General features: G+C 72.6%; 20 protein-coding genes. 5 read left to right on the top strand and 15 right to left on the bottom strand.

All coding sequences use genetic code 11. From position 1 onward, the window contains the following. Positions 1–11 precede the first annotated feature (11 nt). The 3 genes from ACQPXS_RS33145 to recA form a co-directional block, all read right to left on the bottom strand. Positions 12–2,540: an ABC transporter permease gene (locus ACQPXS_RS33145; RefSeq protein ID WP_433453026.1), complete on the bottom strand. Its 2,529-nt coding sequence runs from the start codon at positions 2,538–2,540 to the stop codon at positions 12–14. Positions 2,541–2,753: 213 nt separating this feature from the next. Next, positions 2,754–3,605, bottom strand: coding sequence for a recombination regulator RecX (recX, locus tag ACQPXS_RS33140; RefSeq protein ID WP_433453024.1), 852 nt, complete (start codon positions 3,603–3,605; stop codon positions 2,754–2,756). A 3-nt stretch (positions 3,606–3,608) separates the two neighbouring features. Further along, entirely contained in the window at positions 3,609–4,733 is a 1,125-nt protein-coding gene (gene recA, locus ACQPXS_RS33135) for a recombinase RecA (RefSeq protein ID WP_351805813.1), read from the bottom strand. A gap of 312 nt (positions 4,734–5,045) precedes the next feature. Here recA and ACQPXS_RS33130 point away from each other — a divergent pair, with 312 nt between their 5' ends. Further along, positions 5,046–5,792: a hypothetical protein gene (locus ACQPXS_RS33130; RefSeq protein WP_433453023.1), complete on the top strand. Its 747-nt coding sequence runs from the start codon at positions 5,046–5,048 to the stop codon at positions 5,790–5,792. Between the two features lie 143 nt (positions 5,793–5,935). On the opposite strand, the gene ACQPXS_RS33125 is transcribed toward ACQPXS_RS33130, so the two are convergent. Both ACQPXS_RS33125 and ACQPXS_RS33120 read right to left on the bottom strand, forming a co-directional pair. Further along, complete coding sequence (locus tag ACQPXS_RS33125) at positions 5,936–7,183, bottom strand: AI-2E family transporter (protein WP_433453021.1); 1,248 nt, start codon at positions 7,181–7,183, stop codon at positions 5,936–5,938. 116 nt (positions 7,184–7,299) lie between these two features. Next, a complete protein-coding gene (locus ACQPXS_RS33120; RefSeq protein WP_351805807.1) occupies positions 7,300–7,494 on the bottom strand; it encodes a DUF3046 domain-containing protein in 195 nt (64 codons plus the stop codon). A gap of 80 nt (positions 7,495–7,574) precedes the next feature. Here ACQPXS_RS33120 and ACQPXS_RS33115 point away from each other — a divergent pair, with 80 nt between their 5' ends. Further along, on the top strand, positions 7,575–8,519 hold the full coding sequence (locus tag ACQPXS_RS33115; RefSeq protein WP_433453019.1) for a hypothetical protein: 945 nt from the start codon (positions 7,575–7,577) through the stop codon (positions 8,517–8,519). Positions 8,520–8,612: 93 nt separating this feature from the next. On the opposite strand, the gene ACQPXS_RS33110 is transcribed toward ACQPXS_RS33115, so the two are convergent. From ACQPXS_RS33110 to ACQPXS_RS33100, 3 genes are read right to left on the bottom strand one after another with little or no spacing between them, the layout of a single operon-like run. Next, positions 8,613–8,921 (bottom strand): AzlD domain-containing protein, encoded by a 309-nt coding sequence (locus ACQPXS_RS33110; protein WP_390680827.1) that lies wholly within the window; start codon positions 8,919–8,921, stop codon positions 8,613–8,615. Continuing rightward, complete coding sequence (locus ACQPXS_RS33105) at positions 8,918–9,781, bottom strand: AzlC family ABC transporter permease (RefSeq protein WP_433453017.1); 864 nt, start codon at positions 9,779–9,781, stop codon at positions 8,918–8,920. The genes ACQPXS_RS33110 and ACQPXS_RS33105 overlap by 4 nt, the downstream gene beginning before the upstream one ends. A gap of 23 nt (positions 9,782–9,804) precedes the next feature. Next, on the bottom strand, positions 9,805–10,731 hold the full coding sequence (locus ACQPXS_RS33100) for an AraC family transcriptional regulator (protein ID WP_433453015.1): 927 nt from the start codon (positions 10,729–10,731) through the stop codon (positions 9,805–9,807). A gap of 203 nt (positions 10,732–10,934) precedes the next feature. Between ACQPXS_RS33100 and ACQPXS_RS33095 the strand changes: the two genes are divergently transcribed. The 3 genes from ACQPXS_RS33095 to ACQPXS_RS33085 all read left to right on the top strand — a co-directional run bounded on the left by ACQPXS_RS33095 (position 10,935) and on the right by ACQPXS_RS33085 (position 17,711). Then, complete coding sequence (locus ACQPXS_RS33095) at positions 10,935–15,926, top strand: ATP-dependent helicase (RefSeq protein ID WP_433453013.1); 4,992 nt, start codon at positions 10,935–10,937, stop codon at positions 15,924–15,926. Between the two features lie 81 nt (positions 15,927–16,007). Further along, complete coding sequence (locus ACQPXS_RS33090; RefSeq protein WP_433453011.1) at positions 16,008–16,853, top strand: Fpg/Nei family DNA glycosylase; 846 nt, start codon at positions 16,008–16,010, stop codon at positions 16,851–16,853. A 93-nt stretch (positions 16,854–16,946) separates the two neighbouring features. Beyond that, positions 16,947–17,711, top strand: coding sequence for an SDR family NAD(P)-dependent oxidoreductase (locus ACQPXS_RS33085; RefSeq protein ID WP_433453009.1), 765 nt, complete (start codon positions 16,947–16,949; stop codon positions 17,709–17,711). Positions 17,712–18,097: 386 nt separating this feature from the next. Here the strand turns inward: ACQPXS_RS33085 and ACQPXS_RS33080 are convergent, their stop codons facing one another. The 7 genes from ACQPXS_RS33080 to ACQPXS_RS33050 all read right to left on the bottom strand — a co-directional run bounded on the left by ACQPXS_RS33080 (position 18,098) and on the right by ACQPXS_RS33050 (position 25,971). Further along, positions 18,098–18,568 (bottom strand): Dps family protein, encoded by a 471-nt coding sequence (locus ACQPXS_RS33080; protein ID WP_356304912.1) that lies wholly within the window; start codon positions 18,566–18,568, stop codon positions 18,098–18,100. Positions 18,569–18,761: 193 nt separating this feature from the next. After that, a complete protein-coding gene (locus ACQPXS_RS33075) occupies positions 18,762–19,136 on the bottom strand; it encodes a helix-turn-helix domain-containing protein (RefSeq protein WP_053666341.1) in 375 nt (124 codons plus the stop codon). 103 nt (positions 19,137–19,239) lie between these two features. After that, a complete protein-coding gene (locus ACQPXS_RS33070; protein ID WP_433453008.1) occupies positions 19,240–19,785 on the bottom strand; it encodes a CinA family protein in 546 nt (181 codons plus the stop codon). Continuing rightward, positions 19,782–20,540, bottom strand: a complete 759-nt coding sequence (gene pgsA, locus ACQPXS_RS33065; RefSeq protein WP_351805793.1) for a CDP-diacylglycerol--glycerol-3-phosphate 3-phosphatidyltransferase — start codon at positions 20,538–20,540, stop codon at positions 19,782–19,784. The genes ACQPXS_RS33070 and pgsA overlap by 4 nt, the downstream gene beginning before the upstream one ends. After that, positions 20,537–22,009: a 30S ribosomal protein S12 methylthiotransferase RimO gene (gene rimO / locus ACQPXS_RS33060; RefSeq protein ID WP_351805791.1), complete on the bottom strand. Its 1,473-nt coding sequence runs from the start codon at positions 22,007–22,009 to the stop codon at positions 20,537–20,539. Before rimO ends, pgsA begins: the two co-directional genes overlap by 4 nt. Positions 22,010–22,104: 95 nt before the next feature. Continuing rightward, on the bottom strand, positions 22,105–22,947 hold the full coding sequence (locus ACQPXS_RS33055; protein ID WP_433453007.1) for a helix-turn-helix domain-containing protein: 843 nt from the start codon (positions 22,945–22,947) through the stop codon (positions 22,105–22,107). A gap of 279 nt (positions 22,948–23,226) precedes the next feature. After that, positions 23,227–25,971, bottom strand: a complete 2,745-nt coding sequence (locus ACQPXS_RS33050; RefSeq protein ID WP_433453005.1) for a DNA translocase FtsK — start codon at positions 25,969–25,971, stop codon at positions 23,227–23,229. Positions 25,972–25,975: the final 4 nt, after the last annotated feature.

Here is a 25,975-nt window from a genome sequence, read left to right as displayed (position 1 = left end):
CCTCCTCGCTGCTACTCCTTCGCCGTGGCCACCGTCACCGCCCGGACCCGCAGTGCCGCGCGTCCGGGAACCGCAGTGGCCACGAGCGCGAGGAGACCGGCGATCCCGACGACGCTGACGTAGAGCAGGGGCGTGACCGAGGGCGCCGCCCGGCCCGTCATCCCGACGCTGAACGCGGTGAGCACGGCGAGCGCGATACCGCTGCCGAGCGAGGTGGCGAGGAACAGGACGGACAGCGCTTCGGTGCGCAGCATGCGCAGCACCTGCCGGCGGGTCGCGCCGGCGAGACGGAGCAGGGCGAACTCACGGACACGTTCCGCGACCGACATGGCCAGCGTGTTGACGACGGCGATGGCGGTGAAGGCCAGCACCAGTCCCATGGCGAGGTAGTTGACCTCTGCGTTCGTCTGCTGCCGCTCGGCCGGCAGGGTGTCGGCATCGGCCGGTGAAAGAATCCGCAGCCCCGGGAACTCACGGAGAGTAGCCGCGAGTTGTGTCTGTGTACGGGTTGTGCCGACGAGGACGGAGGAGGCGAGCGGGTTGTCGACGTGGCGGGCGACGAGGTCGTGGGCGAAGGTGAGGTCGCCGAAGCCGAGACCCCGGGCATAGACGGCGGCGACGGTGAGCGTGGCGGGCGTCCCGTCGCCGAGGGTGAGCTTCAGAGTGCTGCCGGGCGTCAAGTGTTGCTGGTCTGCGGCCAGTTGACTGACGGCGACCGTGCCGGGAGCAAGTCGGTCGAGGGAGCCGGCGGTGACCTGCGGGTCCCAGGTGCGGGTCAGGCCTGCCGGGGTGACGCCCTGCGCGGGGTACTTGTCGAGGCCGACACGGACGGTCGTGCGGACGACTTCGGTGACGGTGTCGTGCCGCGCGCGCAAGCGCTGTGCCGCCTCCGCAGGGACGCCGGGCCCCTGCGCGGCGACGACCCAGTCGGCCCGTACGCCGTCATGGGCCTGTCGGCGGGCGGCGTCGCCGAGGGTGGACTGGACGAACAGGACGGTGCAGGTCATGCCGACGAGCAGGGTGAGGGGGGTGACGACGGAGGCCATCCGGGCGGCGTTGCCCCGCAGGTTCGCGGTGGCGAGGCGGCCGCCATGCCCGGTGAGCCGGAGCGGGCCGGCGAGCAGCAGCGCGGCCGCCCTGACGAGCAGGGGACCGAGCAGGGCGATGGAGCTGGACAGCACGATGATGGCGAGGAACGTCACGGGAGTCGAGGCGGGCTCGGTGCGCAGGGAGGTGAGGAGGACGACGAGGACGACTCCGCCGGCCAGAAGCAGCAGTCCGGCGACGATCCTGCCCCAGGCGGGACGAGTCCGCTCGGTCCTGGCCTCGGCCAGAGCCTCGGCGGGACGGATCCCGACGATCCTGCGGGAGGCGATCCGGGCAGCGGCCCAGGCACCGAGCAGGGTGGCGGCCAGGGCAGCGAGCGGAGGGAAGACGCCGACGGTGTGCTCCAGCGTCGCGGGTACGGCACCCAGGGCGACGAACCTGGAGTACAGCCAGCCACCCAACGGCAGCCCGAGCAGCGCACCCACGGCGCCCGCCGCCGCGCCGACGATCAGCGCCTCCCGGCCGAGCAGCTTGCGGATCTGTCCGCGGGTGGCGGCGATGGCGCGGAGCAGGGCGAGTTCGCGGTGGCGCTGCTGCACGGTGAGCGCGAAGGTGCCGACGACCACGAGCACCGCGACGAGCAGCGAGGTCCCGCCCATGGCGCCGCCCATGCTGACCAGCCGGGTGCGGGCCGCAGCCGCGTCCAGGAACTCCACGGCACCGCGGGCGTCTCCCGTGCTGACCTGGGCGGTGGTGCCGCGCAGCGCCCGCGCCACGGCGTTGCGCACCTGCTCGGGGTCGGTTCCCTCGGCCGGAAGCACACCGTACGCACTGATCTGCCCCGGGCGCGCGGCCAGCCGGCGGGCCTCGGCGGCGGAGAAGAACAGGGACGTCTGGTGGTGTACGGCGGTGGCGGGGGCGGCGATACCGGTGATGCGGTAACTGCGCGGGGCCCGCGTGGACTGCACGGTGAGCCGGTCGCCGGGCCGCAGCCGGGCCCGTGCGGCGAGGTCGTTGTCAATGACCAGGTCGCCGTCGACCCTGGGCGCGCCGCCCGTGATCAGCCGGTACGGCGTCAGCACGGCGGAGTCCCAGGCGTGCCCGTATGCGGTACGGCCGCTGGCGCCGGCCGCGGTCAACGGCTGGGCGGGGAAGGTGAGTTCGGGTACCACCCGGGCCACGCCGGGGACGTGGGCGAGTCTGGCGCGCAGCCGCTCGGAGAGCCAGGCGCGTTCGGCGATGGGTTTCGCCTTGTGCTTGACCTTGGTCTTGCCCTTCTTGTGTTTCACGGTGGTCTGGTGGACGTACTGGTCGCCGGAGACCACGACGGGAGCGGCGGCGTAGCGCTCGGTGCGGATGGTGCCGCGCAGGCCGGTGTCGAGAAGGGTGCCGCAGGCGGTGATCAGGGCGGCCGCACACATCAGCGCGAGGAAGGCGCCGAGAAAGCCCGCCTTCCGGGCACGGACCGTCTGGAGGGCGTATCGCAGCATCATCGGGCGGGCTCTCTTCTGTTGTACGCGTCGGCTGGGTCGTACGCGGTCGGCCACGGCGGCTGTGCGTGTCGTGGTCCGGAGCGTGCGTACAGACTCGCCCGCGCACGGCGGAGAGAGCACTGCGGTGGCCCGGCGTCTTCGGCGGGGGTTAACCCCCGTGCGGGCGCGGGGGTCCGAGAATCCGGCGGCCTCCCCGCCCTGTGCGTCGAAGGCTCAGAAGTCTCCTTCGCCGAGGAACTCCGTGTCCTCGCCCTCTTCCTCCAGGGCCTGGCGGACGACGCGGAGGGCCATGCCCTCGGGGTAGCCCTTGCGGGCGAGCATGCCGGCGAGGCGGCGGAGCCGCTTGTCACGGTCGAGGCCACGGGTGGCACGCAGTTTGCGGGCCACGAGCTCGCGGGCCGTCGCCTCCTCCTGCTCGGAGTCGAGCTGGGAGACGGCCTCGTCGATCAGCGTCGAGTCGACCCCCTTGGTGCGCAGTTCCTGGGCGAGCGCCCGGCGGGCGAGCCCCCGGCCGTGGTGCCGGGACTCGACCCAGGCGTCCGCGAAGGCGCTGTCGTCGATCAGCCCGACCTCCTCGAACCGCGACAGCACCTCCTCGGCCACCTCCTCGGGGATCTCCCGCTTGCGCAGGGCGTCCGCGAGCTGCTTGCGGGTGCGCGGGGTCCCGGTGAGTAGGCGCAGGCAGATCGCCCGTGCCCGCTCAGCCGGGTCCCCTGAAGACTCCCCCCGCTCGGCCCTCGACGAGGAAGGGGCGCCTTCGTCCTCACCGGGCGCGTCCCCGACGCCGCGCCGTCGGCCGCGCCCCCGGCCGCCCCGCGGGCCGACGCCGCCGCGCGAACCGCGGCCGGGCGAGCCACCCCCGTACGGCTCGTCGCCCGTGGCTCCCGGGTGGGCGCCGCCGGTGTCCCCGTAGCCACCGGTGCCGCGGTGCTCGTCGTGCCCGCCGTGACCCCCGTAACCGTCGTCCGGGTATCCGCCGCCGCCCGGGCGGCCCCCGGTGCCCCTCCCCCGTGGGGCACCGGGGGTGGCGTACTCGTACTCGGCCCAGTCGGTTCGTCGTGTCACGGGTCAGCTCTTGGCTGCGGCGGCCTTGGGCTTGGTGGCCTTGGCGGCTGCCGGGGCGGGCACCGTCTTGGCGTCGTCGGCGGCAGCGGTGACCGCCGCGTCCCCGCCCGGCTCGGCGGCGGGCTCCTCCGGGCGGACACCGACGCCCAGCTTCTCCTTGATCTTCTTCTCGATCTCGTTGGCCAGGTCGGGGTTGTCCTTGAGGAAGTTGCGCGCGTTCTCCTTGCCCTGGCCGAGCTGGTCGCCCTCGTACGTGTACCAGGCGCCGGCCTTGCGGACGAAGCCGTGCTCCACACCCATGTCGATCAGGCCACCCTCGCGGCTGATGCCCTGGCCGTAGAGGATGTCGAACTCGGCCTGCTTGAAGGGCGGGGCGACCTTGTTCTTGACGACCTTGCAGCGGGTGCGGTTGCCGACCGCCTCGGTGCCGTCCTTCAGGGTCTCGATGCGCCGGATGTCGATGCGCACCGAAGCGTAGAACTTCAGCGCGCGGCCACCGGTCGTGGTCTCCGGGGAGCCGAACATCACGCCGATCTTCTCGCGGAGCTGGTTGATGAAGATCGCGGTGGTCTTGGACTGGTTGAGCGCGCTGGTGATCTTCCGCAGGGCCTGGCTCATCAGGCGGGCCTGCAGACCGACGTGGCTGTCGCCCATCTCGCCCTCGATCTCCGCGCGCGGGACGAGCGCGGCGACGGAGTCGATGACGATGAGGTCGAGGGCGCCGGAGCGGACCAGCATGTCCACGATCTCCAGGGCCTGCTCGCCGTTGTCCGGCTGGGACAGGATCAGGTTGTCGATGTCGACGCCGAGCTTGCGCGCGTACTCGGGGTCGAGGGCGTGCTCGGCGTCCACGAAGGCCACCTGGCCGCCGGCCTTCTGGGCATTGGCCACGGCGTGCAGTGTCAGGGTCGTCTTACCGGAGGACTCCGGTCCGTAGATCTCCACGACACGGCCGCGCGGCAGGCCGCCGACGCCGAGGGCGACGTCGAGTGCGGTCGACCCGGTCGGGATGACCTCGATGGGCTCCTTCGACCGCTCGCCCATGCGCATGACCGCGCCCTTGCCGAATTGCCGTTCAATCTGTGCGAGCGCGGCGTCGAGCGCCTTCTCGCGGTCGGTTCCTGCCATGGGTTCCACCCGGTTTGCTTGAGTCGATCGCTTCACGTCAAAGACGCTAACGCCTGCCACTGACAATGCGCCCCGACGCAGGCCCAGCCTGTGGATAACCACGGGACTTCTTCCCGCAAAACGGGGCGAAATCCACCGCCCAAAGCCTCGCCTGAGCCTCCATGAGAATGGATGTTCGATTTTGGTGTCAAGCGCGCCACGCGGTGCCCGGAACCCGTGCCTCGGCACCCGGCGCCGCTACTCCCGACGGCGTACGGCGGGTGTCATCGGCCGGACGACGACCGGGCGGGCCGCTCCCGGGAGCCTTGGCCCATGAAGAATCCGCGCGCCGTCGACCGCCTCTGTCATGCGACGGGGCTGCTCCTCGTCCTGTCCGGTCTCGTGCACCTGGGGGTGTTCGCGGTCGACGGTGGCCCGTGGAAGGGTCCCGTCTCCTGGCGCAAGCCCGTCACCTTCGGCCTGTCCTTCGGGCTGACGCTGATCGCGGTCACGTGGGTCACGTCGTATCTGCGCGTCGGCCCACGGCTGCGCTCGGCCCTGCTGCTCGTCTTCGCCGCCGACTGCGTGGTGGAGGTCGGCGGCATCACCCTGCAGGCCTGGCGCCGGGTGCCCTCGCACCTGAACATGGAGACCCCCTTCGACACGGCGGTGTCCATGACGCTCGCGGTGGGCGGCGGTGTCCTGGTCGCCCTGCTCACGGTGTTCGCCGTCGCGTCCTTCCGGCACCGGCCGACAGGCCCGGCCGGCATGCCGCTCGCGGTCCGCTCCGGGTTCGCGATCCTGCTGGTGGCGCTGGCCTCCGGGGCGGCGATGATCGCACGCGGGGTCGTACTGACCCGCACCGGACACCAGGAGGCCGCCTACCACTCGACGGCCCCGCTCAAGCCCCTGCACGGCGTGAGCCTGCACGCCGTGCTCGTCCTTCCCGCGCTGGCCTGGCTGCTGTCCCGCTCGCCCTGGAGCGAACGGACACGGCGGCGGATCGTGGCCACGGCGGTCGGCTGCTACGCGGCGGCCGTCGCGGGAGCGGGAGTGGGGGCGGTGCTGACCTGCCGATGACGGACGCTGACGTACCGGTGGCAGGCATTGGCGTACCGTCCAGGCTTGGTGGGGCGTACCGGTGACGGGACCGTGGCGGCACTGACCCGCCACGCTCCCCTCCTCTCACCGGCCCGCGACGTCCGCCTCCGGGGCGCGCCGATCTACGACGACTGCTCCGGCTCGGGCTGTCCGGCCCGGGGCCGGCGTATGCGCGCGAGCACCCCGGGACCGCCCGGGCTCCGGCCGCGGTGCCCGTGCACCCTGGGGTCGTCCGTGACGGCGTAGCGCTTCACATACGCCCCGAGGAAGGCCTGGAGGGTGGCCACCGCAGGGATGGCGATCAGTGCGCCGACGGCGCCCAGCAGTGCGGTGCCGGCGATGACCGAGCCGAAGGCGACCGCGGGGTGGATGTCGACCGTCCTGGCGGTCAGCTTGGGCTGGAGCATGTAGTTCTCGAACTGCTGGTAGACCACGACGAAGACCAGCACCCACACCGCGTACCAGGGGTCGACGGTGAACGCGATCAGCATCGGCAGCGCACCGGCGAGGTAGGTGCCGATGGTCGGGATGAACTGTGAGACCAGGCCCACCCAGACGCCGAGCACGGGCGCGTACGGCACGCCGAGGGACTGGAGCAGGATGTAGTGGGCGATGCCGGAGATGAGCGCCATCAGGCCGCGCGAGTAGAGATAGCCGCCCGTCTTGTCGACGGCGATCTCCCAGGCGCGCAGCACCTCCGCCTGGCGTGCCGGCGGCAGCACGGAGCACAGGGCGCGGCGCAGCCGGGGGCCGTCGGCCGCGAAGTAGAACGAGAACAGCCCCACCGTCAGCAGTTGGAACAGCCCGCCGAGCACTTGCGCGGAGACGTCGAGGACACCGGCGGCGCTGTTCTGCGCGTATTTGCGCAGCCAGTCGGAATGGAGCAGGCCCTCCTGGACGTCCACCCTCCGGAGCTCGGTGTGGAAGGTCTCGTTGATCCAGTTGATGAGCGAGTCAAGGTAGGCCGGGAAGCCCTCGACCATCTTGATGATCTGCCCGGCCAGCATGGAGCCGAGCAGGGTGACGAACCCGGCGACGGCGATCGTCAATCCGAGGAAGACCAGGAAGGTGGCGAGCCCTCTGCGCATGCCTCGGGCGGCCATCCGGCTCACCGCGGGCTCGATCGCGAGGGCCAGGAAGAACGCGATCAATACATTGATCAACAGCCCGGTCAGCTGGTGGAAGGCCCAGCTGCCGAGCTGGAACGCGGCGATCAGCGCGAGCGCGAGCACCATGGCGCGCGGCAGCCAGCGCGGCATGCGGCCGCCCGCGGCGACGGCGCCGGGCGCCGGGGGCCGCTCGTGCGGTGTCGTGCCGGTCGGTGCCGCGTCCCGGGTCAGCGGCTCGTTGTCCTCGTCAATGGGTGCCACGGGCCAAGTCTCGCCCACGCCACCGACAACCGGCGCCCACCTGCGATCTTCGTGACCGATCGGTGCCGTACGGCCGATCTCCTCACGGACGAACCGGGATGTTCCAGGCAGCCGCGTCAGCGTCGCTCGCCCGGCACCTCCATGACCGTGCAGACCACGCGCCACACGTCCTTCGCGTCCCAGCCCGCGTCCAGCGCCTCGTGCACCGTGCGCCCGCCCAGCTCGGACATGACGTGATCGCGCGCGAAGGTTTCGGCGTACCCCGGACCGAAGTGTTCCGCCATTCGCTGCCAGAAGACCGTCAACCGCATGACACCAGTATCCCGCCCCTGGGGGTGGGCCCCGGCCGGGAGCCCTTGCCGAGACCGCTTTCCGTCCTACGGTCTGACGCATGGCCGAAACAGGAGCTTCCCCACTCCCTTCCACGCCCCCGGCGCGCTCCCCGCTCTTCCGCGCCGAGCAGTTCGTGTGGCTCACCGCGCGCGTGCTGGAGCAGCGCCTTTTCGCGTACCACTTCCTGCACGGCACCCCGGACGCGGTGGAAGCGGCGCTGGACGCCTACCGCAACGAGGACGGCGGGTACGGGCACGCGCTGGAGCCCGACCTTCGCGGCCCCGTGAGCCAGCCGCTGCACACCGCGCACGCGCTGCGCGTTCTGGACGCCATCGGGCGTTGCGGCGGGCAGCGGGTCGAGCGCGTGTGCCGCTATCTGACCTCGATCTCCGCCGCGGACGGCGCCCTGCCGGCGATCCATCCCAGCCAGCGCGGATATCCGGTGGCACCGTTCGTCCCGGTCGTCGACGACCCGCCCAGCGAGCTGCTCGCCACGGGACCGGTGGTCGGGCTGCTGCACCGCAACGAGGTGTGGCACGCCTGGCTGTTCCGGGCCACCGACTTCTGCTGGCAGGCCGTGGAGTCCCTGGAGAAGTCCCACCCGTACGAGGTGGAGGCCGCCGTGGCCTTCCTCGACTCCGCTCCCGACCGCTCGCGCGCGGAGGCCGCCGCGGACCGGCTCGGCCGCCTGGTGCGGGAGCAGCGGCTCGCGGCCCTGGACCCGGACCGGCTCGGCATGTACCCGGTCGCGTCCGGCTACGCCCCCGGAGAGCACCACTTCCCGCACGACTTCGCCAGGACTCCGGAGTCACTGGCGCGCGCGTGGTTCACGGACGACGAGATGGCACGCTCCCTGGACCACCTGGCCGCCGAGCAGCAGAACGACGGCGGCTGGCCGATCCGGTGGCAACGGTGGGCACCGGCCCCCGCGCTGGAGGCACGCCCCTTGGTGACGATCGAGGCACTGCGGACCCTGCGGGCGTACGGCCGTTTCGTGGGCTGAACCGGCGCCGTACGGCCGCCCGGCGGCAGGTCCGGACGGCTGTACGGCGCGGAACCGGCCGTGCGAGCCGCGCCGGCCCGGGTTGGTCCCGCGTCATCCGCCGAGCGCCCGTACGCCCGCCGTCACCACCACGGCCGCCGCGACGACCAGCAGGAACGGCGCGCGCAGCACGAGTGCCAGGGCGGCCGCGCCGAGCCCCGCAAGCCGTGCGTCCAGCACGAGCCCGTGCCCGGCGGCGAACGTCTGCTGAGCCGTGAGCGCGGCGAGGAGGGCGACGGGCAGCAGGGCGGCGAGCCGCCGTACGAACGGCCGTTCCATGGCGCCCGCGGGCACCAGCAGCCCGGCGAGCTTGACGGCGTAGCAGCCGAGGGCGGTCAAGCCGATCGCGATCCAGGTGTTCACCGGTCCTCCTCCGCTGCCGCGCCGCCGTTCGGTTCGTCCACTCCATTGATCCGGTCAACCTGGTCAATTCGGTCCACCTGGGCCACTCCATCCGATCCGGCCGGTCCACCCGTCCCGCCCGGCCGGCCTCGTACGCCCTGTCGGCCACGCCCCTCGCGCCGCCCCTCGGCGACCAGGGCGATCGGTGCCGCCAGGGCAGCCACCAGGACCGGAACGCCGGCCGGCAGGACGGGCAGCAGGCCGAGGCCCAGCAGGACCGCCAGGCCCGCGACGGCGCGCTCGGTGGTCGTCCTCAGCATCGGCGCGAGCAGCGCCAGGAACACGGCCGGCCCGGCCGCGTCCAGCCCCCACGCGCGCGTGTCGCCGATGGCCTTGGCGCCGAGCGCACCGAGCAGCGTGGTGAGGTTCCAGAGCGCGTACAGCGTGAGCCCGGTGACGGTGAAGCCGATCCGCCGGGCGCGCCGGGTCGGCTGCGCCAGGGTGACCGCCGTGGTCTCGTCGATCACCCACTGGGCGGCGAACGGCCGCACCGCGCGTGGAAGGGCGAGCAGCTGCGACAGCCGCAGCCCGTAGAAGGCGTTGCGCACGCCGAGGAAGAAGGCGCCGGCGGCCGCCGTGAACGGATTGCCTCCGGCGGCGAGCGCTCCGACCAGGGCGAACTGGGAAGCGCCGGTGAAGACGAGGAGACTGAGCGCGCAGGTCTGGAGCAGTCCGAGCCCGCTGCCGGCCGAGGTCACTCCGAAGGCGAATCCGGACAGACCGACGGCGACGCCGACCCCGAGGGCGTCCCGTACTACGGCCTGGTCGGGCTTGTCCGCGCCGTCGGCGGTCAGGTCCGCGAGTGCTGTCTGCTGTGCCACGCCCGGGACGGTACGGAGGTCCCTCACCCGGGGTCTTGTACGTTCTTGCGCCCGCGCGCGTTCCTCGTTTCGCCCGCGTTCCTGCGCTCGCGCTGGTAGGCCCCCGGTGGCACGCCGACGATGCGGGTGAAGTGCCGGTTGAGGTGCGGCTGGTCGGCGAAGCCGACGGCCACCGCCGCCTCGGCAGGGGGCGAGCCCGCGTCGAGCAGGAGTCGCGCGCGGCGCACGCGGGCGTCGGTCAGCCAGGTGTGCGGCGGCATGCCGTAGGCGTCACGGAACGCCCGCAGCAGTGCGAACGGGCTGGTGCCGAGGTCGGCCGCCAGCCGTTCCAGGGTCGGCGGGTCGACCATCCGCTCATCCAGCACCGTACGCGCGCGTGCCGCGATGCCGGCTCCGGCCGTGCGGACAGGCCGCTGCGGCAGCGGTCCGCCGTTCAGCCGCAGCAGCCTGGTCACGGCGATCTGCAGCAGGGTGTCGGCGGCCAGCGCGTTGCCCTCGTCGGCGGCGCGGAGCACCTGGTGGACCAGGCGGACGGTGTAGGGGTCGTCGAGGACGGGGCTGACGAAACCCGGTGTGCCCCGGATGGTGGTGGTCTCGGCCGCGATCGCGGCGACCACGTCGGGTGAGGGGTAGACCGCTCCGTACCGCCAGCCCTCGGGGACGCCGGCGCGGCCGGTGTGCGGAGTGTCCGGGTTGACCAGCGCGAGGGCTCCCGCGCCGGCGGACACGTCGGAGCCACGGTGGTGGAAGACCTCGACGCCGTCGGCTATGGCCGCGATCACGAAGTGCTCGTGGGTGTGCCGGACGAAGGTCTTGTGGATGTACCGGGCCCGCAGCAGGTCCACGCCCGGCAGGTCGTCGTACCGCCAGTGCCGCGCACGCTCCACCGGCCGACGCCCACCGGTCTCCCCGCCCGCCCGTTCCTCGCCCCGCCCAGCCGCACCCGCCATACGCCCATTCTCCGCCCCCGCTGCCCGCGCCCGGCTCCGGCCCGCTCCCCACCCCACGCCCCGCAGCCGCCACCACCGCACTCCCCGAACCTGCCCCCACCCGGCTCCAGCCCGCTGCCCCCGCCCGGCTCCAGCCCGCTCCCCACCGCACAGCGTTTGACCAGGTCAGCGCGATTGTCAGTGGCCGGGTGCAGGATGGACGCATGGTCAGCTCCGCACACCGGGCCCTCGACGGCTTCTCACCCGCGACCCGCGGCTGGTTCACGGGGGCGTTCTCCGCGCCCACCGCGGCCCAGGCCGGTGCGTGGCAGGCCATCGGTGCGGGCTCGGACGTGCTGGTGGTGGCCCCGACCGGCTCGGGCAAGACGCTGGCCGCGTTCCTCGCCGCCCTGGACCAGCTGGCCTCGACCCCGCACCCGGCCGATCCGAAGAAGCGCTGCCGGGTGCTCTACGTGTCCCCGCTGAAGGCCCTCGCGGTCGACGTCGAGCGCAACCTCCGCAGCCCGCTGACCGGTATCCGCCAGGAGTCCGTGCGCCTGGGCCTGCCCGAGCCCGAGGTCAGGGTCGGCATCCGCTCCGGCGACACCCCGGCGGCCGAGCGGCGCGCCCTGTCCACCCGCCCGCCGGACATCCTGATCACCACCCCAGAGTCGCTGTTCCTGATGCTGACCTCGGCCACGCGCGACGCGCTGACGGGCGTGGAGACGGTGATCCTGGACGAGGTGCACGCGGTCGCGGGCACCAAACGCGGTGCCCATCTCGCGCTCTCCCTGGAGCGGCTGGACGAGCTGCTGCCGAAGCCGGCCCGCCGGATCGGCCTGTCGGCGACCGTCCGCCCGGTGGACGAGGTGGCCCGGTATCTCTCGCCGCGCCGCAAGGTGGAGATCGTCCAGCCGGAGTCCGGCAAGGAGTTCGACCTGTCCGTGGTCGTCCCGGTCGAGGACATGGGCGAGCTGGGCGGGTCCCCCGCGGCCGACGCCGCCGAGGGCGGCGAGAAGCCGTCGATCTGGCCGCATGTGGAGGAGCGGATCGCCGACCTGGTCCAGTCCCACCGCTCCACCATCGTGTTCGCCAACTCCCGGCGCCTCGCCGAGCGGCTGTGCAACCGGCTCAACGAGATCGCCTACGAGCGTGCGACCGGCGAGACGCTGGACGAGCACCACTCCCCGGCCCAGCTGATGGGCGGCTCGGGCGCGGCGCAGGGCGCGCCCCCGGTGATCGCCCGCGCCCACCACGGCTCGGTCTCCAAGGAGCAGCGCGCCCTGGTCGAGGAGGACCTGAAGGCGGGCCGGCTGCCCGCCGTGGTCGCCACGTCCAGCCTGGAGCTGGGTATCGACATGGGCGCCGTCGACCTGGTCGTGCAGGTCGAGTCCCCGCCCTCGGTCGCCTCCGGCCTGCAGCGTGTCGGCCGTGCGGGGCACCAGGTGGGCGCCGTGTCCACCGGCGTCGTCTTCCCCAAGTACCGCGGCGACCTCGTGCAGGCGGCCGTGGTCACCGAGCGGATGCGCTCGGGCTCGATCGAGTCCCTGAAGGTGCCCGCGAACCCGCTCGACGTGCTCGCGCAGCAACTGGTCGCCATGACGGCGCTGGACACCTGGCAGTTCGACGACCTGCTCGCCGTGGTCCGCCGTGCCGCACCCTTCGCGTCACTGCCCGAGTCGGCGTTCACGGCGGTCCTCGACATGCTCGCGGGCCGCTATCCGTCCGACGCGTTCGCGGAGCTGCGCCCGCGCGTGGTGTGGGACCGCGTGGCCGGTGAGATCACCGGCCGCCCGGGCGCCCAGCGCCTCGCCGTCACCTCCGGCGGCACGATCCCCGACCGCGGCCTCTTCGGGGTCTTCCTCGCCGGCTCCGACCCCAAGAAGGGCGGCGGCCGGGTCGGCGAACTCGACGAGGAGATGGTGTACGAGTCCCGGGTGGGCGACGTCTTCACGCTGGGCACGAGTTCCTGGCGCATCGAGGACATCACCCGCGACCGGGTCCTGGTCTCCCCCGCGCCCGGCGTGCCGGGCCGGCTGCCCTTCTGGAAGGGCGACCAGCTGGGCCGCCCGCTCGAACTGGGCCGCGCTGTGGGCGCGTTCCTGCGCGAGGTCGGCTCGCTGCCCAAGGACGACGCCCGGCTGCGGCTGCTGGCGGCGGGGCTGGACGCCTGGGCGGCGGACAACGTGCTGTCGTATCTGGACGAGCAGCGCGAGGCCTGCGGCCACGTCCCCGACGACCGCACGATCGTCGTGGAGCGGTTCCGCGACGAGCTCGGCGACTGGCGGGTCGTGGTCCACTCCCCCTTCGGCGCCCAGGTGCACGCCCCGTGGGCCCTCGCGCTCGGCGCCCGACTGTCCGAGCGTTACGGCATGGACGCGCAGGTCATGCACGCCGACGACGGCATCGTGCTGCGCCTGCCCGACGCCGACCTGATGGGCCTGGACCTGCTCGACCAGGAGCCCATGAAGGCCGGCACGGAGTACGACAGCGACCAGGCACCCGTCGGCGCGGCGGACGTCGCCTTCGACAAGGGCGAGGTCGATCAGATCGTCACCGACCAGGTCGGCGGTTCCGCCCTGTTCGCCTCCCGGTTCCGGGAGTGCGCCGCCCGCGCGCTGCTGCTGCCGCGCCGCAACCCCGGCAAGCGCACCCCGCTGTGGCAGCAGCGCCAGCGCGCCGCCCAACTGCTGCAGGTGGCGAGCGAGTTCGGCTCGTTCCCGATCGTCCTGGAGGCCGTCCGCGAGTGCCTTCAGGACGTCTTCGACGTCCCCGGGCTCGCGGAGCTGATGGGTGACATCGAGTCGCGCAAGGTGCGCCTGGTCGAGGTAACCACCCCGGAGCCGTCCCCGTTCGCCCGCTCCCTGCTGTTCGGGTACGTCGCCCAGTTCCTGTACGAGGGCGACTCCCCGCTCGCCGAGCGCCGCGCCGCCGCGCTGTCCCTGGACTCCCGGCTGCTGGCCGAGCTGCTGGGCCAGGCGGAGCTGCGCGAACTGCTCGACGCCGAGGTGCTGACCGAGCTGGAACGCGAGCTGCAGTGGCTCACCGAGGACCGTCGGATCAAGGACGTGGAGGGCGTGGCCGACGTGCTGCGGCTGCTCGGTCCGCTGACCGACGCCGAGCTGGTGGCGCGGGGCGCGGATCAGCAGTGGGCGCGCGAGCTGGCCGCCGCCCGCCGGGCCATCAAGGTCCGCATCGCCGGCGCCGACCACTGGGCGGCGGTCGAGGACGCGGGCCGGCTGCGCGACGCGCTCGGCACGGCACTGCCGGTCGGCGTGCCCGAGGCCTTCACCGAGCCGGTCAAGGACCCGCTGGGCGACCTCCTCGCCCGATACGCCCGCACCCACGGCCCGTTCACGTCGGCCACGGCGGCGGCCCGCTTCGGCCTGGGCGTCGCGGTCACCGAGGGCGCCCTGCAACGGCTCGCCGCGAACGGCCGGGTGGTGCAGGGCGAGTTCCACCCGGCGGGCATCGGCCAGGAGTGGTGCGACGCGGCCGTACTGCGCCGCCTGCGCCGCCGCTCCCTGGCTGCCCTGCGCCATGAACTGGAGCCCGTGCCACCGGCCGCGCTCGCCGAGTTCCTGCCCCAGTGGCAGCACATCGGCAAGGGGCACGGTCTGCGCGGCATCGACGGACTCGTGCGCGCCATCGAGCAGTTGCAGGGCGCCTCCGTGCCCGCCTCCGCCCTGGAGAAGCTGGTCCTGCCCTCCCGCGTGGTGAACTACACGCCCTCGATGCTCGACGAGCTGACCGCCGCGGGCGAAGTGGTGTGGTCGGGCGCGGGCGCCCTGCCCGGCAAGGACGGCTGGGTCTCCCTCTATCTGGCGGACGCGGCTCCCCTGCTGCTCCCGCCGCCCCACCCCCTGGAGCTGACCGCGCTCCACCAGTCCGTCCTGGATGCCCTCTCCGGTGGCTACGGCCTGTTCTTCCGCCAGATCGCCGACCAGGTCCGTGCCACCACCCACCCCGACGTCACCGACCCCCAGCTGGCCGACGCGCTGTGGGATCTGGCCTGGTCGGGCCGGCTCACCAACGACACGCTCGCGCCGATGCGCTCTCTTCTGGGCTCGGGCCGTACGGCGGGCTCGACCGCCCACCGCGCCAAGCGCGCCGTGCCGCGCGGGCGCTACGGCTCCCTGACGGCCGCCGCACGCACCGCGTCCCGTACCGGCCCGCCGACGGTCGCCGGCCGCTGGTCGCTGCTGCCTGCGGCCGAGCCGGACCCCACCGTGCGCGCGCACGCGCTGGCCCGCACCCTGCTGGACCGGCACGGCGTGGTCACCCGCGGGGCGGTCGCCGCGGAGGGGGTCGAGGGCGGTTTCTCGGCGGTGTACCGGGTGCTGTCCGCGTTCGAGGACAGCGGCCAGGCGCGGCGCGGCTATGTGGTCGAGGGACTGGGCGCGGCCCAGTTCGCCATGGACGGCGCGGTGGACCGGCTCCGCGCGGTGTCCAACGCCCGCGAACGCGGCGACGGCCTGACCGCCGCCGCCCCCGGCAACGGCTTCCCGACTCCCTCGAACGGCTTTGCCGCACCGGCGTTCCCGAACGACTTCGGCGGAAGCGACGGCGCACCGCACGAACAGCCCTTCACCGGCGCCTTCGACGGGTCGGACGCCGGTTTCGCCCACCCCGGCCTCGACGGCGACTTCAGCTGGCCTCCGGCGGACCCCCCGCCCGCCCCCGGCGACTACGTCTCGCCCCGCGACCTCGCCGACCCCTTCACCTCCCCCGGCTACGGCGGCCCCCGAGGAGGCGGAGCCGGCTCCCACGGCTCACCGGCGTACCGGGGGTACGGCAGCGGCCGTACGGGCACGGCCGCACCCGACGCGCGTGCCGCGGTCCTCGCCGCGGCCGATCCCGCCAATGCGTACGGCGCGGCCCTGTCCTGGCCCGAGCCGCCGACCGGTGCCGGGCACAAGCCGGGCCGCAAGGCGGGCTCGCTGGTCGTCCTGGTGGAGGGCGAGCTCACGCTGTACATGGAGCGCGGCGGCAAGACCCTGCTGGCCTGGCCCGCCGGCCCGGACACTCCGGCCCCGGACGACCCCCGGCTCCGTACGGCCGCCGAGGCCCTGGCCGCGGCGGCCCGCGCGGGCTCCCTCGGCACGGTCACGGTCGAGCGGATCAACGGCGCCCAGGCACTGACCTCGCCGATAGGCACCCTGCTCGAGGCAGCGGGCTTCGTGGCCACACCGCGCGGCCTGCGCCTGAGAGCATGACCGCCCACGAGCACCCTGCCGGCGCCGGCGAACGCCCCGCCAGCGAACGCCGGCCTCACCCGGCCGTGGCACCCTTGACGCATGCCCGAAGGTGACACGGTCTGGCAGGCCGCGAGGCGGCTGCACGAGGCCCTCGCGGGCAAGGCGCTGACCCGCAGCGACTTCCGGGTGCCGAAGTACGCGACGGTCGACCTCACGGGTCGTACGGTGCTCGGCACGGTCCCGCGCGGCAAACACCTGCTCACCCGGTTCGAGGGCGGCCTGACTCTCCACACGCACCTGCGGATGGAGGGCGCCTGGAAGGTGTTCGGCACCGGCGAGCGCTGGCGGGGCGGTCCGGCACACCAGATCCGGGCGATCCTCGGCACCGCCGACCGTACGGCCGTGGGCTACCGGCTCCAGGTCCTGGAGCTGCTGCGCACGGGCGAGGAGGAGCGGGTCGTCGGCCACCTGGGCCCCGACCTGCTCGGCCCGGACTGGGACCCCGAGCGCGCCCTCGCCAACCTCCTCGCCGACCCCGCCCGCCCGCTCGGCGAGGCCCTGCTCGACCAGCGCAACCTCGCCGGCATCGGCAACATCTACAAGAGCGAGCTGTGCTTCCTGCTGGGCGTCACGCCGTGGCTGCCGATCGGCGCGCTGCCCGCGGACCGCGCAGAGAAGCTGCCCACGCTCGCCAAGAGACTCCTGGAGGCGAACCGCGACCGCCCGGTCCGCCAGACCACGGGCCTGCACCGGCACGACCTGTTCGTCTACGGCCGCGCATCCCGCCCCTGCCTGCGCTGCCACACCCAGGTCCGCGTGGCCGACCAGGGCGACGGCTCCCGGGAACGCCCCACCTACTGGTGCCCCACCTGCCAGGCGGGCCCCGCCCCGGCCCCCGGCTCACCCCGGCACCGACAAGACCTCCGGCCCCGCCGCACCACCTGACGCTCCACCCCGCACCCCTGGTCCGTTGCACGCACACGGGCCGATTCCGCACGGTAATTGACGGACCGTCAGAAACGCTCGTACCGTCGGTGCATGCCCCTCACGGCGTACGACCTCACCGGACGCACCGCCTTCGTCACCGGAGCCGCCGGCGGTATCGGCCGGGCCTCCGCCGTGCTGCTCGCCGAGGCGGGTGCCATGGTGCACTGCGCCGACCGGGACGCGGACGGCCTGCGGGGCACGGCGGAGCTGATCGAGAAGCGCGGCGGCACGGCCCGCACCCATGTCCTGGACGTCACCGACCGGGCCCGGGTCGCCGAGGCCGTCCAGTCCTGCGGGCGTCTGGACGTGATGGCGGCGATCGCCGGGATCATGCACAGCAGCGCCGTGCTGGAGACCCGCGACGAGGATCTCGACCGGGTGCTGAACGTCAACTTCAAAGGCGTGCTGTACGCCTGCCAGGAGGCGGCCCGCTCGATGCTGGCCCGTGACACACGGGGCAGCATCGTCACCATGGCCTCCGGCGCGGTCGACACCGGCGGGCCCGGGCTGCTCTGCTACGGCGCGGCGAAGGCGGCCGTGGTCCAGCTGACCAGGACGCTGGCCACCGAGGTCGGCCGGCACGGCATCCGGGTCAACGCGATCGCGCCGGGCTGGATCCGCACCCCCATGACCGCCCGCCACGACCGCGAGGCGCAGGCGCACACCGAGGGCGTGATGACCCGGATGGCGCCGCTGGGCCGGGTCGGTGAGCCGGACGACGTCGCCCACGCGGTGCTGTACCTGGCCTCGGACGCCTCGGCGTTCACGACGGGTCAGATACTTCGCCCGAACGGGGGCGTGGCGATGCCCTGGTAACGTCCCCCACCCGCCAGGCGGCCACCCAGCGCCCCTTCGGCACCGCACCCGCGGCCTGCCCCTTGGGGACGCAGTGCACGGGCAGCACGCTCAGCCCCCAGCCGCCGGCCGCGACGGCGGCTTCCAGCACGCCCGCGCCCTGCCCCAGGGTGATCCGCAGCACGGCCCACCACCACACGGCTGTGAGCCCCAGCCCGACCGTCCAGCGCGCTATCCGCCCCACCATGGCCGTCACCACCTCCTGCGGGACGCTAGTGCGCGGCCCGCGCGACGCGGGAGGCGCACATCGGGCTCATCGGTGCACAAGGACCAGCCCGTCCGGCGCCGGACGGTGCGCCCAGCACAGGGCAACCACCGGGCACAGGCACCCGCCCCGGCCACCGCACCTACGCGTGCTCCGCCTGGAACATCCAGTGATGCTTCTCCAGATCCGCCGTGATGCCGATGAAGATGTCCTGGGACACCGGATCCGGCTCCCCCGTCGCCGCCACCCGCACCCGCATCGCGGCGATCACCGCGCCGAGCGCGTCCACCATCGCCCCGACGGCGTCCCCGTCCTTGATCCAGCCCGCCGGAGTGGTGCCGATGCCGCTGCCGGAGGCCACCGTGGCGGCACGCCCGTCCGGCGGTACGCCCAGGGCCGAGGCCCGCTCGGCGACCGTGTCGGAGTGGGTGCGCGCGGAGGCCACGACCTCGTCGAGCTGGAGGTGGATGGAGCGGAAGCGGGGCCCGACGACGTTCCAGTGGATCTGCTTGGCAACAAGGGAGAGGTCCACCAGGTCCACGAGGGCACCCTGCAGCGCCTCGGCCACGGTCTTCAGGTCCCCCTCGGCCAGCGGGCTCTTCACGACGTACATCCGCTTCCTCCGGTGCTTCGGCGCCGTCACGTCCCTCCACCATGACCGCACCGACCGAGCCCGGCAAACGGGCACAAAGTGACGCACATCGCACCTGTGGCCGACAAAAAGAAAGCCCCGGCCACGCTTCCCGGGTTCGTCCCGGGAAGCCCGGCCGGGGCTTCACACGTTCGCTAAGCCGCGCGGGCGTACGTCACGCGGCGACCACGTCCACCGCCTCCGCGGGCGCCTTGATGGTCACCCGTTCCGGTGGCACACCGGTCACCGAGACGGAACCCAGCATCGGACGGACCGGCGTGGGCACGGGCTCGGTGGCCGCGGCGGACTGGGCCAGTTCGGCCAGCGCCAGCTCGTCGCTCACTTCTCGCATGAGTTCCGACATCCGTACGTCCAGCGCGTCGCAGATGGCGGCGAGCAGCTCGGAGGAAGCCTCCTTCTGCCCCCGCTCCACCTCGGAGAGATAGCCGAGTGAGACTCGGGCGGACGAGGAGACTTCGCGCAGAGTACGGCCCTGGCGTTGGCGCTGCCGACGCAGCACGTCACCCAGCAGGCGACGGAGCAGAATCATCGGTGGCTCCCTCCTCGGACCGCGTAGCCTTCTCGCCCCACCGTACCGCCTCGCGCTGCGGCCGTGCGGGGAGCGATGTCGTGTTCACTCAGGGCTGCAAACATCAAAACCCCCCGTTCCGTTCCGTATCCTGTGCCCGCTCATTACCGATCTGTTCGCCCGCAAGCTGCTCGAGGAGCACTGCGAGTACGCTCCGTACACTCTCCATACGAATTTCCGCACGGCTGCCGTTCAACCGCAGGGCTTCCACTTTTCCGCCACCGGCGGAACCGGGGCGGTCCGTGAGCGGCCCGTCGACGGCCACGAAGACCGTCCCGACGGGTCGGCCGTCCTGCGGTTCTGGGCCTGCGACTCCGGTGGTCGCGATGCCCCAGTCGGCGCCCAAAACCTTCCGTACTCCGGCTGCCATCTGGCTCGCCACCTGCGGATCCACCGCTCCCCGCTGCGCCAGCAGGGTGGCGTCGACACCCAGCAGCTCATGCTTCAGCTCGGTGGCGTAGGCGGTGACCGAACCCCGGAACACCTTGGACGCTCCGGGGACCGAGGTGATCTCCGCCGCCACCAGGCCACCGGTGAGCGACTCGGCGACGGCGAGGGTCTCGCCCCTCACGGTCAGTAGTCGCACCAGTTCGGTGGCCGACGAGCTCACGCTTCCTTCTCCTCCAACGCCGCCGCGCGCTCGGCGATTCCCTGCCTGCGCAGCACGATGGCTTGTCTCACATAGTCGAGTCCGGTGACGACGGTGAGGACGACCGCCGCGGCCATCACCCAGAACCTCAGCGTGGCCAGCCATCCCGTCAGCGCCAGCACATACATCCCGACCGCCACCCCCTGGGTGAGGGTCTTGAGCTTGCCGCCGCGGCTGGCCGGGATCACGCCGTAGCGAATGACCAGAAAACGCAGCAGCGTGATGCCGAGTTCCCGGCCGAGGATGACGGCCGTCACCCACCACGGCAGATCGCCCAGGGCCGACAGACAGATCAGCGCCGCCCCCATGATCGCCTTGTCGGCGATGGGGTCGGCGATCTTCCCGAAGTCGGTGACCAGGTTGTAGGTGCGCGCCAGATGCCCGTCGAACAGGTCGGTGATCATGGCGATCGCGAAGGCCGCCCAGGCCAGCGAGCGCCAGGCCGGGTCGTAGCCGCCGTTCGCCAGCATCAGTGCCACGAAGCCGGGCACCAGGAGCAGCCGGAGCATGGTCAGGAGATTGGCCACGTTCCAGACGCTCGCCTGGTTGACGGCCGCGGCCGCGATCTTCCCGCCGCGCGCGGGCCGGCCGCCGTTGTCGGGACCTGGAGCAGAACCGGAGACCTCGGACCGAGCGCCGTCGGCAGCGGCGGCGGAACCCCGGGCGCCGTGCGCGCCGGAGGAGCCGCCCGCGGCGGATGCCGGGACTCCGGTCATCTGCCCGCCTCCTCACTGCACGCGAGCGAGCCGGTCAGCGGCTCGGCCACCAGGTCGACACCTTCCGTACCGACCACCTTCGCCTCGACCATACGTCCGACGCCGAGGCCGGCGCCGCTCGTGAGCAGAACCTGCCCGTCGGTCTCGGGCGCCTGGTGCGCGGCACGGCCGTACACACCCTCTTCCTCGTCGACGGACTCGACCAGGACGTGCACGGTCGCGCCGACGCGCTCCTCGGCGCGCTGCGAGACGAGTTCCTCGGCCAGCCGGGACACCCGGGCCAGGCGCTCGGCCACGACGTCCGCGTCGAGCTTGTCGTCGTACGTCGCCGCCTCCGTGCCCTCCTCGTCGGAGTAGCCGAAGACGCCGATCGCGTCCAGGCGGGCGCCGTTCAGGAAGCGCTCCAGCTCGGCCAGGTCCGCCTCGCTCTCGCCGGGGAAGCCGACGATGAAGTTGGAGCGCACACCGGCCTCGGGCGCCTTGGAGCGGATCGTGTCGAGCAGTTCCAGGAAGCGGTCGGTGTCACCGAAGCGGCGCATGGCGCGCAGCACGCCGGGCGCGGAGTGCTGGAAGGACAGGTCGAAGTACGGGGCGACCTTCGGGGTAGAGGTCAGCACGTCGATCAGGCCGGGTCGCATCTCGGCCGGCTGCAGATAGCTCACCCGCACCCGCTCGATGCCGTCGACCTCGGCCAGCTCCGGCAGCAGGGACTCCAGCAGGCGGATGTCGCCCAGGTCCTTGCCGTAGGAGGTGTTGTTCTCGGAGACCAGCATGATCTCCTTCACGCCCTGTTCGGCCAGCCACCGGGTCTCGTTCAGCACGTCGCTGGGGCGGCGGGAGATGAAGGAGCCGCGGAAGGACGGGATGGCGCAGAAGGAGCAGCGCCGGTCGCAGCCGGAGGCCAGCTTCACCGAGGCGACCGGGGAGCCGTCGAGGCGGCGGCGCAGGGGCGCGCGGGGGCCGGAGGCGGGCGCCACGCCCTCCGGCAGGTCGGCGGGGCCGTGCCCGGGCAGGGCGACGGACGAGGCCGATTCCTGCCGCTCGGCCGGGCTGATCGGGAGCAGCTTGCGGCGGTCGCGCGGGGTGTGGGAGGCGTGGACGCCGCCGGACAGGATGGTCTGCAGGCGGTCGGAGATGTTCACGTAGTCGTCGAAGCCGAGCACGCCGTCGGCCTCGGGCAGCGCTTCGGCGAGTTCCTTGCCGTACCGCTCGGCCATGCAGCCCACCGCCACGACGGCCTGGGTTCTCCCATGGTCCTTGAGGTCGTTGGCCTCCAGGAGGGCGTCGACGGAGTCCTTCTTCGCGGCCTCGACGAAGCCGCACGTGTTGACCACGGCGACGTCGGCGTCCGCGGCGTCCTCGACGAGCTGCCAGCCGTCCGCCTCCAAACGGCCTGCGAGCTCCTCCGAGTCCACCTCGTTACGGGCGCAGCCGAGAGTGACGAGTGCGACGGTACGGCGTTCAGGCATGGGCTCAAGAGTACTTCGTCTCACTGACAGCCCACGTCGACGGGGTTGGCCGATCCTGGCCAACCCCGTCACACACGCTCTCCCCCAAGGGCCGCTCAGCCCGCCACCGGGTCGCCCTTCGTGTAGGTGAGGCGCTCCACCTGGCCGGGCTGGAAGTTGTCGTCGATCTTCTTGCCGTTGACGTACAGCTCGATGGCGCCGGCGTCGCCGAGGATCAGGTTGATCTTGGAGCTGTCCTGGAAGGTCTTGGACTCGCCCTTCTTCAGCAGCCCGTCGAAGAGCATCCGGCCGTTGTGGTCCTTGGCCGAGATCCAGCTGCGTCCGTTGGGCGCGCTGACCTGGACGGTCACCTTGTCCTGGGGCGCGGCGGCGATGGCGCTGTCGGAGGGCTCGGGGGTCGGCGTGGCGGGCTTGTCCTTCTTCGGCCTCGGCGAGGCGGACTTGCTCGGCGCTGGCGTGCCGCCGCCGGCGACCTGGGACTTCGCGTCGTTGCCCGAGTCGCCGCCCTTGACCGCGGTGAAGCCGACGAAGCCGATCACCACGACGATCGCGGCGACCATGGCGGCGGTCCAGTTCGGCCCGCGCCGCTCCGGCCGGATCCGTTCGGCCTCGAACAGGGGTGCTGCCGGGGTGGGCGCGGGACGGCCGCCGTGCTCGGCGTCGTACTGGGCGATCAGGTGTGCGGGATCGAGGTGGACGGCCTTCGCCAGCGTACGGAGGTGTCCGCGGGCGTACACATCGCCGCCACAGGGGCCGAAGTCGTCCGCCTCGATGGCGTGGATGATGGCGATACGGACACGAGTGGCGGTGCTGACGTCGCCCACGGTGAGCCCGGCCGCAATCCGCGCCTGCTGCAGGGCGCGGCCCACGGAGACACGGGCTTCCTGGGACTCGTCTTGGAACGGACGCTCGTCTTCAGGGGAGTTGCCGATGGACACGGGGGCGCCTTTCGAGCGTGTAGCCACCTGTGCTGGAAGCTCAGTCTAGGGGGGGTACGAAAGGGTGGGGCAACCGGGCGGTCTTACTTGTCCACCATAGGAATGGCCGGACATTCCTATGATTCGACAGGTGGGTACCCCATGGTGGGACGCCCATCTGTCCTTTCGCTCAACTGGACGTACGACGAAGGGAAACGGTTGCTCGCCGCTCTCTAACGGGTGGATCACGACGGCGCCCGCCACCCGGCGTGACCGGCGTCCGCCGGACGGCCTTTCGCCCTACTCCTCAGACTCCCCGCGAATCATGGCGAGCACGCCGTCCAGCTCCTCAGGCTTCACAAGAACGTCACGCGCCTTGGATCCCTCGCTCGGCCCCACGATGTTGCGGGACTCCATGAGGTCCATGAGCCGCCCGGCCTTGGCGAAGCCGACGCGCAGCTTGCGCTGGAGCATGGAGGTCGACCCGAACTGGGTCGAGACGACCAGCTCGGCCGCCTGGCACAGCAGGTCCAGGTCGTCGCCGATGTCCTCGTCGATCTCCTTCTTCTGCTTGGTGCCGACCGTGACGTCCTCCCGGAAGACGGGCGCCATCTGGTCCTTGCAGTGCTGTACGACGGCCGCGACCTCGGCCTCGGTGACGAACGCGCCCTGCATACGGGTCGGCTTGTTCGCGCCCATCGGCAGGAACAGGCCGTCGCCCTTGCCGATCAGCTTCTCGGCGCCGGGCTGGTCGAGGATGACCCGGGAGTCGGCGAGCGAGGAGGTGGCGAAGGCGAGCCGGGAGGGCACGTTGGCCTTGATGAGACCGGTGACCACGTCGACCGACGGGCGCTGGGTGGCGAGCACCAGATGGATGCCGGCCGCGCGCGCGAGCTGGGTGATGCGCACGATCGCGTCCTCGACGTCGCGCGGGGCGACCATCATCAGGTCGGCCAGCTCGTCCACGATCACCAGCAGGTACGGGTACGGCTGCAGCTCGCGCTCGCTGCCCTCGGGCGGCTTGACCTTGCCGTCGCGGACGGCCTGGTTGAAGTCGTCGATGTGCCGGTAGCCGTACGCCGCCAGGTCGTCGTAGCGCAGGTCCATCTCGCGCACGACCCACTGCAGCGCCTCGGCGGCCCGCTTGGGGTTGGTGATGATCGGCGTGATCAGGTGTGGGATGCCCTCGTAGGCGGTCAGCTCGACGCGCTTGGGGTCGACCAGGATCATCCGGACGTCCTCGGGGGTCGCCCGCATCATGACCGAGGTGATCAGGCAGTTGATGCAGGACGACTTGCCCGAACCGGTCGCACCGGCGACCAGCATGTGCGGCATCTTCGCCAGCGAGTGCATCACGTAGCCGCCCTCGACGTCCTTGCCGAAGGCGACGAGCATCGGATCGTCGTCCTCGGCGGACTCCGCGAGGCGCAGCACGTCGCCGAGGTTGACCATCTCCCGGTCGGTGTTCGGGATCTCGATGCCGACCGCGGACTTGCCGGGGATCGGGCTGATGATCCGCACGTCCGGGCTGGCGACGGCGTACGCGATGTTCTTGGTCAGCGCGGTGATCCGCTCGACCTTCACGGCGGGACCGAGCTCGACCTCGTAGCGGGTGACCGTCGGGCCGCGGGTGAAGCCGGTGACGGCCGCGTCGACCTTGAACTCGGTGAAGACCTGGGTGAGCGAGGCGACGACCGCGTCGTTCGCTGCGCTGCGCGCCTTGCCGGGGCCGCCGCGCGTGAGCAGGTCCAGCGCCGGCAGCGCGTAGGTGACGTCCCCGGAGAGCTGGAGCTGCTCCGCGCGCGGCGGCAGGTCGCGCGGCTCCTCGGGGGCCTTCTTGGTGAGGTCGGGGACGGTCCCGAGCTCGAGCTTCTCCTGCTTGGGGCGCGCGGCCGGGACCGGCGTCGGGGCGGGCGCGGGGGCCGGGGCCGGAGTGGGCACCGGCGTGGTCTCCTCGCGGTCGCCCACGCTGACGCCCTGGGTGAGGTCCGCGACCAGCGGGGAGGGCGGCATGCCGTGCAGCACCGCGCCGTCGAGCGCCGCGGCGGCGGCCGCGGCGACGTCCACGGCGTCCATCCGGCGCTGTGGGTCCGGCTGGGGCACCGCGGAGCGCCGGGGGCGGCCACGGCGCTGCGAGAGGGCCTCCTCCTCGGCGCTGTCGGGGTCGTACGCCTGGGGGGCGGACGAGCGCTTACGGGAGCGCCCGGGCAGCGCCTCGCGCCATTGGTCGTCGTAGCGCTCGTCGTCCTCGGTGAAGTCCTCCGCCTCGTGGTCGTGCAGCACGCCCAGGCGTACGCCGAGCGCGCGCAGCCGCTGCGGTACGGCGTTGACCGGGGTGGCGGTCACCACGAGCAGCCCGAAGATCGTCAGCAGCACCAGCAGCGGTACGGCGAGCGCGTCGCTCATGGAGTACGTCAGCGGGGTGGCCGTCGCCCAGCCGATGAGTCCGCCGGCGTCCCTTATGGCCTGCATGCCGTCGCTGCGGGCGGGCGAACCGCAGGCGATGTGGACCTGCCCGAGCACGCCGATGACGAGTGCGGACAGGCCGATCACGATCCGCCCGTTGGCCTCGGGCTGCTCCGGGTGCCGGATGAACCGTACGGCGATCACCGCGAGCAGTATCGGCACCAGCAGGTCGAGCCGGCCGAAGGCGCCGGTGACGAGGATTTCCACCAGATCGCCGACGGGGCCCTTCAGGTCGGCCCAGGTGCCGGCGGCGACGATCAGCGCGATGCCGAACAGCAGCAGCGCGATGCCATCCTTGCGGTGGGCCGGATCGAGGTTCCTCGCGCCCTTCCCTATGCCGCGGAAGACGGCGCCGACGGCGTGCGCGAGGCCCAGCCAGAGGGCGCGCACGAGCCGGTACACGCCCCCGGTGGGGCTGGGCGCCGGCTTCGGCGGCGCGGCCTTTCTGGCCGGGGCCTTCTTGGCGGGCGCCTTCTTGGCCGGGGCCTTCTTCGCTGCGGCCTTCTTCGCCGGAGCCTTCGCCGGAGCGGCCGCCTTCCTGGCGGGCTGCTTCTTGGCTGCGGAGGGACGTGAGGCCATGGGT

The sequence above is a fragment of the Streptomyces sp. CA-142005 genome (assembly GCF_050942335.1).
GTDB lineage: Bacteria > Actinomycetota > Actinomycetes > Streptomycetales > Streptomycetaceae > Streptomyces.
Note: the sequence above shows the minus strand (reverse complement) of the source record. Positions and strands in the feature narration are given on the sequence as shown.

Excerpts from the sequence above, each read along its gene's own strand:
- ACQPXS_RS33145 (WP_433453026.1), bottom strand. The coding sequence starts at position 2,540 with ATGATGCTGCGATACGCCCTCCAGACGGTCCGTGCCCGGAAGGCGGGC.
- recA (WP_351805813.1), bottom strand. The coding sequence starts at position 4,733 with ATGGCAGGAACCGACCGCGAGAAGGCGCTCGACGCCGCGCTCGCACAG.
- ACQPXS_RS33130 (WP_433453023.1), top strand. The coding sequence starts at position 5,046 with ATGAAGAATCCGCGCGCCGTCGACCGCCTCTGTCATGCGACGGGGCTG.
- ACQPXS_RS33120 (WP_351805807.1), bottom strand. The coding sequence starts at position 7,494 with ATGCGGTTGACGGTCTTCTGGCAGCGAATGGCGGAACACTTCGGTCCG.
- ACQPXS_RS33115 (WP_433453019.1), top strand. The coding sequence starts at position 7,575 with ATGGCCGAAACAGGAGCTTCCCCACTCCCTTCCACGCCCCCGGCGCGC.
- ACQPXS_RS33100 (WP_433453015.1), bottom strand. The coding sequence starts at position 10,731 with ATGGCGGGTGCGGCTGGGCGGGGCGAGGAACGGGCGGGCGGGGAGACC.
- ACQPXS_RS33095 (WP_433453013.1), top strand. The coding sequence starts at position 10,935 with ATGGTCAGCTCCGCACACCGGGCCCTCGACGGCTTCTCACCCGCGACC.
- ACQPXS_RS33090 (WP_433453011.1), top strand. The coding sequence starts at position 16,008 with ATGCCCGAAGGTGACACGGTCTGGCAGGCCGCGAGGCGGCTGCACGAG.
- ACQPXS_RS33085 (WP_433453009.1), top strand. The coding sequence starts at position 16,947 with ATGCCCCTCACGGCGTACGACCTCACCGGACGCACCGCCTTCGTCACC.
- ACQPXS_RS33080 (WP_356304912.1), bottom strand. The coding sequence starts at position 18,568 with ATGTACGTCGTGAAGAGCCCGCTGGCCGAGGGGGACCTGAAGACCGTG.
- ACQPXS_RS33075 (WP_053666341.1), bottom strand. The coding sequence starts at position 19,136 with ATGATTCTGCTCCGTCGCCTGCTGGGTGACGTGCTGCGTCGGCAGCGC.
- pgsA (WP_351805793.1), bottom strand. The coding sequence starts at position 20,540 with ATGACCGGAGTCCCGGCATCCGCCGCGGGCGGCTCCTCCGGCGCGCAC.
- rimO (WP_351805791.1), bottom strand. The coding sequence starts at position 22,009 with ATGCCTGAACGCCGTACCGTCGCACTCGTCACTCTCGGCTGCGCCCGT.
- ACQPXS_RS33050 (WP_433453005.1), bottom strand. The coding sequence starts at position 25,971 with ATGGCCTCACGTCCCTCCGCAGCCAAGAAGCAGCCCGCCAGGAAGGCG.